Origin of the sequence: Pseudarthrobacter sp. 902506025 (genome assembly GCF_040702325.1) — a bacterium.
Classification (GTDB): Bacteria; Actinomycetota; Actinomycetes; order Actinomycetales; family Micrococcaceae; genus Arthrobacter.
Genome location: NZ_JBFBKW010000014.1, coordinates 59,621 through 71,946 on the forward strand (window position 1 = coordinate 59,621; position 12,326 = coordinate 71,946).

14 protein-coding genes and 1 tRNA gene are annotated in these 12,326 nt (G+C 67.9%); 9 read left to right on the forward strand and 6 right to left on the reverse strand.

The window, feature by feature from the left end; genetic code table 11:
* Positions 1–35 precede the first annotated feature (35 nt).
* The 5 genes from AB0280_RS19830 to AB0280_RS19850 all read left to right on the forward strand — a co-directional run bounded on the left by AB0280_RS19830 (position 36) and on the right by AB0280_RS19850 (position 4,654).
* Positions 36–2,333, forward strand: coding sequence for a carbon starvation CstA family protein (locus tag AB0280_RS19830; protein WP_307488021.1), 2,298 nt, complete (start codon positions 36–38; stop codon positions 2,331–2,333).
* A complete protein-coding gene (locus tag AB0280_RS19835; protein WP_307488022.1) occupies positions 2,333–2,536 on the forward strand; it encodes a YbdD/YjiX family protein in 204 nt (67 codons plus the stop codon). The genes AB0280_RS19830 and AB0280_RS19835 overlap by 1 nt, the downstream gene beginning before the upstream one ends.
* A 78-nt stretch (positions 2,537–2,614) precedes the next feature.
* Positions 2,615–3,241 (forward strand): bacterial proteasome activator family protein, encoded by a 627-nt coding sequence (locus tag AB0280_RS19840; RefSeq protein WP_159632930.1) that lies wholly within the window; start codon positions 2,615–2,617, stop codon positions 3,239–3,241.
* A gap of 7 nt (positions 3,242–3,248) precedes the next feature.
* A complete protein-coding gene (locus tag AB0280_RS19845) occupies positions 3,249–3,692 on the forward strand; it encodes a hypothetical protein (RefSeq protein WP_307488024.1) in 444 nt (147 codons plus the stop codon).
* A 116-nt stretch (positions 3,693–3,808) separates the two neighbouring features.
* A complete protein-coding gene (locus AB0280_RS19850) occupies positions 3,809–4,654 on the forward strand; it encodes an aldo/keto reductase (protein WP_307488026.1) in 846 nt (281 codons plus the stop codon).
* A 137-nt stretch (positions 4,655–4,791) separates the two neighbouring features.
* On the opposite strand, the gene AB0280_RS19855 is transcribed toward AB0280_RS19850, so the two are convergent.
* From AB0280_RS19855 to AB0280_RS19865, 3 genes are all read right to left on the reverse strand, one after another.
* Positions 4,792–4,977 (reverse strand): hypothetical protein, encoded by a 186-nt coding sequence (locus tag AB0280_RS19855; RefSeq protein WP_307488028.1) that lies wholly within the window; start codon positions 4,975–4,977, stop codon positions 4,792–4,794.
* 101 nt (positions 4,978–5,078) lie between these two features.
* Positions 5,079–6,170: a hypothetical protein gene (locus AB0280_RS19860; protein WP_307488030.1), complete on the reverse strand. Its 1,092-nt coding sequence runs from the start codon at positions 6,168–6,170 to the stop codon at positions 5,079–5,081.
* A gap of 72 nt (positions 6,171–6,242) precedes the next feature.
* The gene (locus AB0280_RS19865) at positions 6,243–7,277 is read right to left on the reverse strand and encodes a hypothetical protein (RefSeq protein ID WP_307488031.1); all 1,035 of its coding nucleotides are present in this window, start codon (positions 7,275–7,277) and stop codon (positions 6,243–6,245) included.
* A gap of 130 nt (positions 7,278–7,407) precedes the next feature.
* Between AB0280_RS19865 and AB0280_RS19870 the strand changes: the two genes are divergently transcribed.
* The gene (locus AB0280_RS19870) at positions 7,408–8,649 is read left to right on the forward strand and encodes an NAD(P)/FAD-dependent oxidoreductase (protein ID WP_159632924.1); all 1,242 of its coding nucleotides are present in this window, start codon (positions 7,408–7,410) and stop codon (positions 8,647–8,649) included.
* Between the two features lie 84 nt (positions 8,650–8,733).
* Here AB0280_RS19870 and AB0280_RS19875 read toward each other — a convergent pair whose 3' ends face one another.
* Together AB0280_RS19875 and AB0280_RS19880 are read right to left on the reverse strand one after the other, a co-directional pair.
* Positions 8,734–9,375 carry a hypothetical protein gene (locus AB0280_RS19875; protein ID WP_224024960.1) on the reverse strand — a complete coding sequence of 214 codons (642 nt, stop codon included), beginning with the start codon at positions 9,373–9,375 and terminating at the stop codon, positions 8,734–8,736.
* Positions 9,376–9,517: 142 nt separating this feature from the next.
* A complete protein-coding gene (locus AB0280_RS19880) occupies positions 9,518–10,429 on the reverse strand; it encodes a polysaccharide deacetylase family protein (protein ID WP_275180875.1) in 912 nt (303 codons plus the stop codon).
* A 380-nt stretch (positions 10,430–10,809) separates the two neighbouring features.
* Between AB0280_RS19880 and AB0280_RS19885 the strand changes: the two genes are divergently transcribed.
* From AB0280_RS19885 to AB0280_RS19895, 3 genes are all read left to right on the forward strand, one after another.
* The gene (locus tag AB0280_RS19885) at positions 10,810–11,025 is read left to right on the forward strand and encodes a hypothetical protein (protein WP_224024964.1); all 216 of its coding nucleotides are present in this window, start codon (positions 10,810–10,812) and stop codon (positions 11,023–11,025) included.
* Between the two features lie 177 nt (positions 11,026–11,202).
* Entirely contained in the window at positions 11,203–11,694 is a 492-nt protein-coding gene (locus AB0280_RS19890) for an HAD domain-containing protein (protein ID WP_224024965.1), read from the forward strand.
* A 28-nt stretch (positions 11,695–11,722) separates the two neighbouring features.
* Positions 11,723–12,130: a hypothetical protein gene (locus AB0280_RS19895; protein ID WP_275180870.1), complete on the forward strand. Its 408-nt coding sequence runs from the start codon at positions 11,723–11,725 to the stop codon at positions 12,128–12,130.
* A gap of 103 nt (positions 12,131–12,233) precedes the next feature.
* Here AB0280_RS19895 and AB0280_RS19900 read toward each other — a convergent pair.
* Positions 12,234–12,306, reverse strand: a tRNA-Thr gene (locus tag AB0280_RS19900).
* Positions 12,307–12,326: the final 20 nt, after the last annotated feature.

Consider the following 12,326-nt stretch of genomic DNA (forward strand, 5'->3'; position numbering starts at 1 on the left):
AGTAGGAAAAGTGGGAAATCTCTCAAGGAGGAGACATGGCCGGAGTGCCTGACCAACGGAAGAACGGATCCCGGGCGGAGGGCGGGCTGGCTACTGACCCGGATCTTCCCCCGCCTGCCGTGGACGGCGCCCGGCTCGACGCCGAGGACCGGAAATGGACTCCGGCAAAGATCGCACTCTGGGCCGCGATCGCCCTGCTGGGCGGCGTCGCCTGGTTCATGCTGGCCATCGTCCGCGGCGAGACCGTCAACGCCATCTGGTTCGTCTTTGCCTCCGTGTGCACCTACCTGATCGGGTACCGCTTCTACTCCAAGGTGATCGAACGCTACATCACCAAGCCTGACGACCGGCGCGCCACCCCGGCCGAGTACAAGGCCGACGGCAAGGACTATGTCCGCACGGACCGCAACGTGCTCTTCGGCCACCACTTCGCCGCCATCGCAGGGGCCGGCCCGCTGGTGGGCCCGGTCATCGCCGCCCAGATGGGCTACCTTCCCGGCACCATCTGGATCATCGTCGGCGTGGTCCTCGCCGGCGCCGTCCAGGACTACCTGGTGATGTTCTTCTCCATGCGCCGCGGCGGCCGCTCCCTGGGCCAGATGGCCCGCGAGGAACTCGGCGTCATCGGCGGCACGGCAGCCCTCGTTGCCACCTTGCTCATCATGGTGATCATCGTGGCCATCCTGGCCCTCGTCGTCGTCAACGCCCTGGGTGAAAGCCCGTGGGGCGTGTTCTCCGTGGGCATGACCATCCCCATCGCGCTCTTCATGGGCGTCTACCTCCGCTACCTGCGGCCCGGCAAGGTCATGGAAGTCTCCATCATCGGCTTCGTCCTGCTGATGGCCGCCATCATCGGCGGCGGTCTGGTGGCGCAGACCGAATGGGGCGCAGCCGTGTTCCACCTGGACAAGGTGACCATCGCCTGGGGCCTCATCATCTACGGCTTCATCGCCGCCATCCTGCCGGTGTGGCTGCTCCTGGCCCCGCGCGACTACCTCTCCACCTTCATGAAGATCGGCGTGATCGTGATGCTCGCGCTGGCCATCATCGTGGTCCGTCCCGAGGTCACCGTTCCCGCATTCAGCGAATTCGCCAGCCGGGAAAACGGACCCGTGTTCTCCGGGGCCCTGTTCCCCTTCCTGTTCGTCACCATCGCCTGCGGCGCCCTGTCCGGCTTCCACGCCCTCATCTCGTCCGGCACCACCCCCAAACTGGTGGAGAAGGAACGGCAGACCCGCTACATCGGCTACGGCGGCATGCTGATGGAATCCTTCGTGGCCATCATGGCCCTGGTGGCAGCCATCTCTATCGACCGCGGACTCTACTTCGCCATGAACGCCCCCGCAGCCCTCACCGGCGGAACCGTGGAAACGGCAGCCACCTGGGTCAACAGCCTGGGCCTGGCCGGGGTGAACATCAGCCCGGACCTGCTCTCCGAAACGGCCCGGAACGTGGGCGAGCAAAGCATCGTGTCCCGGACCGGCGGCGCCCCCACGCTGGCCGTGGGCCTGGCGCACATCATGCACCAGTTCGTCGGCGGCACCGCCCTCATGGGCTTCTGGTACCACTTCGCCATCATGTTCGAGGCGCTCTTCATCCTCACCGCTGTGGACGCCGGCACGCGCGTTGCCCGCTTCATGCTGCAGGACTCCATCGGCAACTTCGTCCCCAAGTTCAAGGAAGCCTCCTGGCGGCCCGGTGCCTGGCTCTGCACCGCCATCATGGTGGCAGCCTGGGGCGCGGTGCTGCTGATGGGCGTCACCGATCCGCTGGGCGGCATCAACACCCTGTTCCCGCTGTTCGGCATCGCCAACCAGCTGCTCGCCGCCATCGCGCTGGCCGTGGTCCTGGCCATCGTCGCCAAGCGCGGCACCTTCAAGTACCTGTGGATCGTGGCCCTGCCGCTGGCGTTCGCCGCGGTGGTCACCATCACGGCGAGCTACCAGAAGATCTTCTCCTCCACCCCGGCTGTGGGGTACTTCGCCAACAACGCCGCCTTCAGCAAGGCGCTGGCCGACGGCAAGAAGGAGTTCGGCACCGCGAAATCGGTCGCTGCGATGGAAGCCGTGGTCCGCAACACGGCCATCCAGGGCTGGCTGTCCGTGATCTTCGTGGTGCTGAGCATCATCGTGATTGCGACGGCGCTGCTCGCCACGGCCAGGGCATTCCGGGACCGGTCGGCAGGGGTGGCCACCACCGACAACGAGGACCCGGCTGTTCCGTCGCGCGTCTTTGCCCCCGCCGGGCTGGTGCCCACAACCGCCGAGCGTGAGCTTGCTGCGGAGTGGGCGAAGGTGCCCGCAGAGGCCCGCCTTGAACGGGCTGGGCACTGATGAGCACGGGCATGGCCATGGTTGCCAACGGGTTCCGCGGGTTTGCCCGCTACCTGGGCGGCGTCATGGGCGCGGACGCGTACGCCAAGTACCTGGAACATCACCGGGCGGCCGGGCATCCAGAAGCACCCCTGACCGAGCGGGAGTTCTGGCGGGACCGCACCGACCGCCAGGACAGCAATCCCCAGGGCCGGTGCTGCTGATTGAGCCCGCAGCGGACAAGCCTGCCACAGGGCTTCACCGGTGGGCCCTGTGCCGATGGGCCGTGAGAGTATGAACGCATGAGCGATCCCAATGACACTCAGGCAGCTGAGGACCTCCCTGTAGAAGGCACCCCCGTTGATGACAACGAGGCACCTGTCCAGGCCCCGTCTGACGGGGACGGCAGGCCGCGGGGCAGCAGCCTGCAGGACCTGGTGGATGAGCCCGCCAAAGTGATGCGGATCGGCACCATGATCCGGCAGCTCCTCGAAGAGGTGAAGTCCGCACCGCTGGATGACGCCGCGAGGGGCCGGCTCGCCGCCATCCACAAGCGCTCCATCAAGGAGCTTGAGGACGGCCTCGCACCCGAGCTGGTAGCGGAACTGGACCGGATCAACCTGCCCTTCTCCGACGACGCCACGCCCTCCGACGCCGAGCTCCGGATCGCCCAGGCCCAGCTGGTGGGATGGCTCGAAGGCTTGTTCCACGGTATCCAGACCGCCATCGCTGCCCAGCACGCCGCCCGGGAACACGCCGCAGCCCAGCTGCAGCTGCGCCAGCTGCCGCCCGGCACCATGATTGCCCCCGGCGTCGTGATTGGGGAAAACGGCGAGCCACAGCGGGCCCCGGCCGGCGCCCGGCCGGGGCAGGCTGCACGGCCCGGCCAGCGTGAGGACCCGGACCACGGCCCGGGCCAGTACCTGTAGGCCCCGCTTGGGCTTTCTCAGCGCCGCCAGGCAGGGGCGCAAGGATGACGCGGAACTGGGCAAGGGGTTGTGGCGCCGCGCGCACGACCGCTTCCACCGGGGACTGGACCGCTTCCACCAGGTCCTCGAGGGCGTGGAGGATGACCAGCTGTACGGCGAGCTGGTGGACATCGCCAACCAGCTCGCTGCCCTGCTTCCGCGCGTCCGGACTGTCTGCATGGAGGCGCAGCGGCGTGCCCCAAGCGACGGGCTGGACATACCGGCGGCCCTGGCGGACGTCCATAGATCCTTGTCCAAGGCAGGGAACTCGCTGGCAACGACGGCAGAAGCGGCGGCTATGCTGCGGCTCGCCGTGGGGCCGGTACCGGTGGGTGCAGCATCCGTCCACCGCCGCGCCGAGTCTGTCTTCCAGCAGGTGGAGGACGCCGAGAGGCAGCTTCACGCGGAATAGCTGCGCGGGTGCCGCCGGAATATTCCCGATTTGGAAGCCTACTTTCCAGTTAAGCGTGTGGCTGACAGGGCCCGAATCAGGGGCGCCGGGACGGGCAGCTTTGGCAGGATGAAAGCATGACTCTTTCACCTACCTTGACTTTCAACGACGGAAACACGATCCCTCAGCTCGGCTACGGTGTGTGGCAGGTTGAGGACGACGTGGCTGAAAAGGTCGTGCGCCAGGCGTTCGAGGCCGGCTTCCGGCACATCGACACCGCAAAGATCTACGGCAACGAGGCAGGCGTGGGCCGTGCCATTGCAAGCTCCGGCCTCTCTCCGGAAGAAATCTTCATCACCACCAAGCTGTGGAACGCGGACCAGGGCTACGAGTCCACCCTCGCCGCTTTCGAGGAGTCCATGGACCGGCTCGGCCTGGAAACCCTCGACCTGTACCTGATCCACTGGATGCAGCCCAAGCAGGACAAGTACGTTGACACCTGGAAGGCGCTGATTGAACTCCAGAAGCGCGGACGGGTGAAGTCCATCGGTGTCTCGAACTTCACTGCAGAGGGCCTGCAGCGGCTTATCGACGAAACGGGCGTGGTTCCGGCCATCCACCAGATTGAGCTGCACCCCTACTTCAGCCAGCGCGAACTGCGTGAGTTCGGTGCCGCCAAGGGCATCCTGACCCAGGCATGGTCCCCGCTGGGCCAGGGCGGGGAACTGCTGCAGGACCCGGCGGTCGTCTCCATCGCTGCCAAGCACCAGGCCACCCCGGCCCAGGTGGTCATCGCCTGGCACCTGGCGATCGGCAACGTGGTCATCCCCAAGTCTGTGACCGAGTCACGGATCAAGGAGAACTTCGCAGCCCTCGAGGTATCCCTCGATCCGGAAGACGTCGAAGCCATCAACAACCTGGACCGGACCGCAGGCGGCGAAGGCCGCATCGGACCCGATCCCGCGGTCTCCGACTTCGCCTAGGCCGCGACGGCGGCACCGGTCCCAGCGGCCGGTGGAAGCCCGCCAAGCCAACCCCAGCCCGTGCTGCCGGCAACCGCCAGGCAGCACGGGCTGCGGCCTTTTATGTGGGCTGTACCGGGCCCGGCGGACCCCGCCGGTCAGGCAGCGATCTGGACGTGCTCCACGGTCACGACGTCAACCACGGCCCAGCTGTCCTCGCCGTGGCAGTGCCGGCCGGCGAAGCGCTCGGCTTCTTCAAGCGTGTCAAAGACCTCGGACCGGGCCCGGCCGCAGTCGGCGTCGAAGTACGTCACGTGAAATTCCTGTGTTGCTTGGTTTCTCATGAATCCAGTCTGCAACCGGGGTCTGACATTCGTTGGAACCGGCTCCGCGTGTTGTGGACCGGCGCCGGGCAGGGGCCGCGGGAGGGGTTGTGGCCGCCCGGTCAGCGCGCCGCTGCATCCTGGGTGGTGGCCGCGGCCGTCCGCACCTTCAGCGTAAGTGCGGCGAGTGCGAGCATTCCGAGTCCGGTCCAGACAAGGGTCCCGCTCCAGACCTCGGGAGAGAAACTCAGGGCGCCGTCGTGGAGTGCCACGCCGGCGAAATACGGGGCCCAGAACACCACCGGAGTGAGGCCTGCCGCAGCCATGAGCCGTGCGGGACGGCCAGGGGTGGGACGGACCACCGCCCACACCACTCCCACGAGGATGGAACCGACCAGGGCAACCGGGACCAGCCAGGCGTCGCGCAGCGCCACCATGACCTGCAGGGCCACGGAAGGCACCAGCGCCATGGCCGCCGGAACGGCAGGGTGCAGGCGCCAACGCAGCGACAGCAACAGGACGGGAACAAAGAGCGCGACCGTCGAGACGAGGAACGACGCCAGGGACACCATGATGCTTGAGGACGTCGGAACCGTCACCGTGGGCTGCGTCCCGGCAACGGTTGTGTACGTCTGGATGAGTCCGTGGCGGGCGAAGACCGCGAACTCCTGCAGGATGAACGCGGCAACCATGCCGGCGAGCACGGCGCTGGCGACGACCGGGAGCAGCCGTGGCCACGGCCGGGCCGGGGTGTGCCACGCGGCGGAGAAGGGTGCGCCCAGGATGAGGAAGCCGCCGGTGGCCAGGCCCAGGTGGGACGGGCTGAACAGGGCGCTGATGTTCTGCTCGATCCCGAACACCGAATGCCAGGCGAAGTCTCCTGCCCCGGATGCGAGGAAGAGTACGACGCCGGCTGCTGCGGCCCCGTAGCCGGCGGGGACGGCGTCCGTCCACCGCGTGCCCGGTGCATGCCGGCGCCAGGTCAGCGCGGCGATCCACACGGCACAGGCAGCGAAGCCCGAGTAGAGGACCGCGTGCCACGGAGTGAAGAACGTCTCGAGGTCGCGCAGGTTGTTGTGGGCCCACCCGTCAACGTAGGTCCCGGTGAGGAGCCAGGCGCCCGCTGCCAGGGTGATGCTGTCTTCCCTGGCCGTGGTGGGGCGGTGGACTGATACCGGCGGAATCGCAAAGGCATGAGTTGCTGCGGCGTCCATAGCTCCAGAGTAGGTCCCGCCCGCGCCCGGGGCGAGAGGATTTTCCCGGGCCGTTCCCGTATGCGCCTTCCCTTAGTTGCTGCCCAGGCGGAGTACGCGCTCCTGCGCCAGCATGGCGGTCCGGCTGGCTTTGTCTGCCGCCCTTGCGGCCTGTTTCGCTTCGGCCGCGGTGGTGGCCAGCCGCTTGCGGGAGCGATCAAGGCGTTCTTCGGCGGCCTTGAGCCGGCTCCTGAGTTCAGCCGTTTCCTGCTGCAGGTCCGCGATGTCCGCACGCGCCTGCTCTTCCTGCTCCCGCAGGCCGCCGGCCAGTTGGGATGCTGCTTCTTCGGCCTCCCGGGCCTCCGCGAGGGCGGCCCTGGCCCGTTCCAGCGCGGGCGGCGAGGCCGGGCGGGGAGTCTGCCGGACTGCCTCAAGCCGGGGCTTGGCCGGAGTTGGCCCGGTGCCGTGCGGCGGCGTCGTCCGCGTCTTCGATGCCGCCACGTTCGCCGCCGGCGTTTCCCCGCCCGGCGGCTTCGCTTCTGCCGTCTTCTTACTGGCCAACCGCCGTGCAGGCGGAGGAGTACCGGCGGCCCGGTTCGGCGGTGCGGCCGGGAGCAGGCCGGGGAGGGCCACCGCACCGTCCAGGTCCACGTCGTTGACGCCGTCTGCGGAGAGGACTTTCAGCAACCGCCCGCTGGCAACGGCGTCGGCTGCACCCGTGTCCGCCGTCAGGGCCCGGAGGGTTTCCTCGACGTCGGATGCCATCGCGTCGCTGATGGGCCGGCCCTGCTCCCGGGCCACAGCCCGGGCGGTGTCGACGGCGTCTGCGAGCATGGTGCGCCGCTCCCGGCCGAGTTCGCGCAGGGCAGCGGCGTCCAGCGAGTCCTGGGCGGCCCGCATCCGTGCCCCAAGGTCGCCCAGCCGGGCCGGCACGTCCGGCCGCTGCCTGGCAAGCATGTTGAGCGCCCACGCGGCGACGGACGGTTTCGGCAGTCCCCGCACCGCTGCCGCAAGGTCCTTGTCCCGGCCCGCTGCCTCCTTGGCGGCGGCGGCGCGGGCCGCAATGAAGTCCTCCAGCGCCCCTGCATACAGCCGGTTGGCAATGTCCGCCAGGGCTTCGTCTTCCATGCCGCCATCTTAGGGGCCGGGAACGCTGCCTTCCGCAGATTCACCGGCGTGGGAGACCGGCACACGCCCCCACGGCGGGTAGGGAAAAGGCACCCTGTTACTCAAACGCCGGGAGGGGTAAGTTGCACGAATGGACGATTCATATCAGGTCATCGTGGTCGGCGGCGGATTTGCCGGGAAAGCTGCGGCTGAAGAGTTGGGCCGCAAAGGTGTCCGCGTTCTGCTGCTTGACGCCAACAGTTATCAACAGTTCCAGCCACTCCTCTACCAGGTGGCTGCGTCCCAGATCGGCGTGTCCACGGTGACGCGGCCGCTGCGCGCGGAGTTCCGCGGAATCAACAGCGTCCGGGTCCTGACGGCGGAGGTGACCGCCATCGACGCGGCGAACCGGACCGTGACCACCGCGGACGGTTCCACCTACCGGGCCCAGGCCCTGGTCATTGCCACGGGGGCAGTTCCGAACTTTTTCAACACCCCTGGCGCGGATGAGCATGCCTACCCGCTGTACTCGGTGGCGGATGCAACGCGGCTCAGCGCGGCCATTACCGCCATCCTGGACGAGGCCGACCGCGAGCCCGGGGCAGGCGCCGACGTCATTGTGGTCGGCGGTGGTCCCACCGGCGTGGAGACTGCCGGCGCACTGGCCGAAAACGTCAAATACCTCGTGCCGAAGTACTTCTCGCCGGAGCTGGCGGATCGCTGCCATGTCCATCTGGTGGATATGGTTCCAAACGTCCTTGCGGCCTTTTCGGAGAAATCGCAGGCGTACGCCCGGGACCGCCTCACCAAACTCGGCGTGCAGCTGCATATGGGCCAGCCCGTGGCTGACGTCCGCCCGGACGGGGTGACCCTCAAAGACGGGACGGTGATTCCTGCCCGGGTGGTGGTGTGGGCCGGCGGGCTGCAGGCCGGGCGGATCATTACCGAGTCCGGCCTGAAGCAGGGCAGGGGCGGCCGCGTGGACGTCCAGCCCGATCTGAGCGTCCCTGACGTCGAGGGCGTCTATGTGCTGGGCGACTCTGCCAACATCACCGACGCAGCCGGGAACAAGCTGCCGCAGCTCGGGTCGGTGGCCCAGCAATCGGGTAAGTGGGCGGCCCGCAACATCTACGCGGACCTTACCGGCGGTGTGCGCGAGCCCTTCCGCTACTGGGACAAGGGGTACATGGCCATGGTGGGACGCGGCGCGGCGGTCGCGGAACTGGGCCGCCGGCGCCTGCAGCTGCAGGGGCCCTTGGCATTCGTGTCATGGTTGGCGGTCCACCTGGCCCTGCTCCCCGGATTCCAGCAGAAAGTCAGGGCGCTGTTTTCCTGGGCCAACGGCTACGTCACCCACAGCCCCTCCCAGGTGGTGGTGGGCAGGCCGGATTAGGGCCCTTCACCCGGCGGATGGGGCTGGCTGCCGGGCGCCAGCCCCGGTGGGCTGGCGCCAACCCGGTGGGCTGGGCCGCCGTCGTCAGTTCCTTTCGAAACTCACCAGACGGCCCGCAACGGCCCACCCGGATGCCTCGTAGGAGGCGGCAGCGTCCGGATTGACCACCATATGCAGGTACTCGGCGCCATGGAGGAATGCCTCCTCCGCCATCGCAGCGAACAGGCCCCGTTCGAAGGCCTCTTTCCCGGGCCCCTGCGGGAGTTCCGTGATGGCCACCGCCGCGAAGGCATCCCGCACCTGGATGCGTCCCTTGGCGACAGGGTGGTCGAAAACGGTGATTTCGACGGCGTCATAGGTCTCCATCGGTGCCAGGGCCACCTGGGAGTTTTCAGGGAGCTCCACAGCCGCGTCGAGCCCGGCTGTCGGGGCCATGAGCAGGACCTGCTCAGCCACGGGAGCGAGGCCGCCCGGTGCCAGGCCCTCTGCGGCGCCGGCGTCAGCGCAAAGCAGGGTAAGGCGCACCCCGGGCTCGCCAGCGGCCTGCCCTGCAAGTTTCTCAGCGTCAGGTCCCGGCCAGCCTGCCACGTATTCCTTGCCTGCGGGGTCCTGCCCCATGCCGGCCTCGACGACGAAGCCCGCGCCGATGGGGTCTGCGCCGCGTTCCTGGAGGTCCGCCCAGGCGGGAACCCAGCCGATTGCGGGAAGGCCGTGTTGTTCCGGCATGGGCAGTTCCTCACGTTCGGCAGCGTCAGGACAGGTCCTTCCGATGCGGCTTGGCAGGTTCCCTGTCAACGTATCGGATCGGCACGTGGGCCGCCAGCGGACCGGCACGGCGGAGCCAGGGCTGACGCTTCGGTGCAGTGGGTCAGGGCAGGTGGGCGAAGGACATGCCTGCCGCGAGCAGTTTGTCCACTGCCTGTTTCAGGCCTTCCGCTGTTCCGCCGTTGGGGTGGTTCCCGTGGCAGATGACCACGTCCCCCGCCCGGGCCTTGCCCACCTCCCTGGCAACGACGGCGGCGGGATAAGTTGCGCCGCCGTCGCCATTGATGCTGAAGCCCACCGGCTTGACGCCCAAAGCACCCAGGATGTCCGTGGCGACGTCGTCCATGTAGGCGGTGCCTGGGCGGAAGTACCGGGGACGCTTACCCGTAATGCCTGCCAGGGCGTCATCGTTCGGCATGACCTCGTCATAGACTTCCCCGGCGTTCCGGGTGCCCGGGATGCCATACGCCGTATTGCCGGTGGTGGACAGCGGCTTGTGGGAAGTCCCGTGGTTGGCCACCTCGAAGAGGGGGTCCGCCGCAAGCTGCCGCGTGGCAGCGGGGTTGGCATTGATCCAGCGGGAGTTCAGGAAGAGCGTGGCCGGGATGTGGCGTTGGCGCAGCGTGTCGAGCAGCGCCTGGTCATAGCCGCTGCCGCCGGGGCCGCCGCAAAAGTCAAAAGTAAGGGCGATTCCCTGTGATGGGGGCGGCAGTCGCGTCAGGACTCCGGGTGCCTCCAGGCCCCAGTACCGGGCCGGGTGCTTCCCGTAGGTGTCAACAATCCGGGCGCGTGACGGTACGGGCGCTGCCGGCGTGTTGGGGGCGGGCGCGTCGCCGTCGGGGCCGGAGTGCAGGACGGTCGAGCTGGTACCCGCTGCATCGTCGGGCGCCGGCGTATCCGATCCCCTCACTTGGTGCTTGGGGTGCGGCTGCAGGTCGGGCACGGCGGAGGACATCGTCAGCACTGCTGCCAGCAAAACCGCCCTGCGGCCGGGGCCCTTCCCGTCCTGGCTCATATGCCGGGGGACCTGTGGTTCCACCGCTAGTTCCCCTTCCGAAACTGTTCTGCGGCCCGTGCCCGGCTTGCCCTGTCCGGGCCGGCAGACGGGGAAGGCGCGGGCAGGCTGCAGCCTGCGGGAAATGCAGCGTCGAAGGCAGCAGCGCGCGCAACAGCAGCCTGGAAGCGGGGGGTCATACCGGGAGGATACCTTGGCTGCCTTGCCGTTTCCTGAACCTTGGCCGGCGCCGGGGCGGCGGCCGTAATAAAGCGCCCGCCGCAGGGACTTTGGTCCCTGTGCCCTCCGCCCGGGCCGGCGTTTACTTGTGGTTTGGGGTGGGCGCAGCAGCCCGCTTCAGAGTCAGTTTTGTCACCTGAGCACGGAGGCTACATCCAGCAATGAACCTCAAAGACCGGTGGGGCCGCCTTGACCCGGCAACCCAGAAGTGGCTGATCGACAACCCGGGATGCCAGATACTGCCACGAACAATCACGGCGGTGATCTCCAAAGAGAGCGGGGAGAGCCTTCCCACGGGACAGCACGGCGAGGCGGCCGTTTCCCGCGAAGACCAGGACTTCATCCGATCGAAGCTGAACGAGTTTCCAAAGGCCTGAGGCCCCGCCCGACCACGGCGTGGCCCGCGAAAATTCGGCGCACCCGCAGGTAGTAGACTCAGCGCAACATTGGCACTTGGGGGAGTGGGACATGACAGCAGCAACCTCACCGGCGGCGGCCGGGTTCACCGGCCCGGTGGTCCGTCGGACAGCCCGCGGTGCCGTTACTTTCCCGTCGTGCATCAAACCGTGAAGCCCATCATCCTGCTCGACATCGATGGCGTCCTGAATCCCGCCGTGCGCCCGGGCGGCGGGAGTGACGGGCCGCTGCTTCGGCTCTCCAACGAGAAGCGCGCCCTGGTCCGGCGCCTGGCCCGCAGCGGACGCATCGCGTGGGCGTCCACCTGGCCGGCGGACACGGTAGCCGGGCTGGAAGCCCAGCTGGAGCTCGACGTCGAACCGCTGCGGGTCACCATGGTGTTCCGGCAGTCCGACGCGGGCGTGCCGACGCCAAAACTGACATCGATTGCCCGGTGGCTGTCCAGGATGGACGCCGGCGACAACGCTGACTGGGACTCAGTCGTATGGATCGATGACGTCCTTGGCCCGGACGCCAGGGAATGGGCCAGCGGTCATGGCCAGCCGGTGCACCTCGAACAGCCTGATCCTGACCACGGCCTGGCGGAAGTCCACGTGGCCCGGATCGAGGCCTTCATCGCCGGCAAGTGACGAGTTGGTTGCCAAGGAGAACAGCCCGTTGGGGACGGGTTCGGACGCCGCGCGGCGGTGGGCCGGAACCACTGCCTGGATCCTGCTCGTCTTCAGCTCGCTGGTCCTGGTCGGCTACGGGATCGCTCGTGCCGATTGGTTTCTCTGGCTGCCCACGCCGGCTGAAATGGAGCAGTCGTGGACCGGCAACCTGTTTGTCTACGCCGGGTGTGCCGTGTCCGTTGCAGCTTCCGTATGGTCACATGCCCGGGGCAACCCGGTGTGGGTGACCGTCTGTGTCGGGCTGCCAGGCGTCCTCGTGGGCTGGGCGGCGCTGGCGGACCCCTACAGCCTGCTGCGTCACCTGGCCGCCGTCGTCGCATTTCCCATGGCCCTCAGCGCCGTGGCTGAGGTCATCTGGGCCCGCGGCTACCGGCAGCGGGGGCTGGGCCGGTAACGGAGGCCATTTCCCGGGCGTGCGGTAGAAGCCGGAAAAGCCGGTTAACCAGCGAAAAACCCCGGAAACCCCTAAAAGAAGGGGCTGTCCGGGATTTATCCCGAGCTTCCTATCAGAATCGAACTGATGACCTTTTCATTACGAGTGAAACGCTCTACCGACTGAGCTAAGGAAGCACCGCACGAAATCCCCGGCG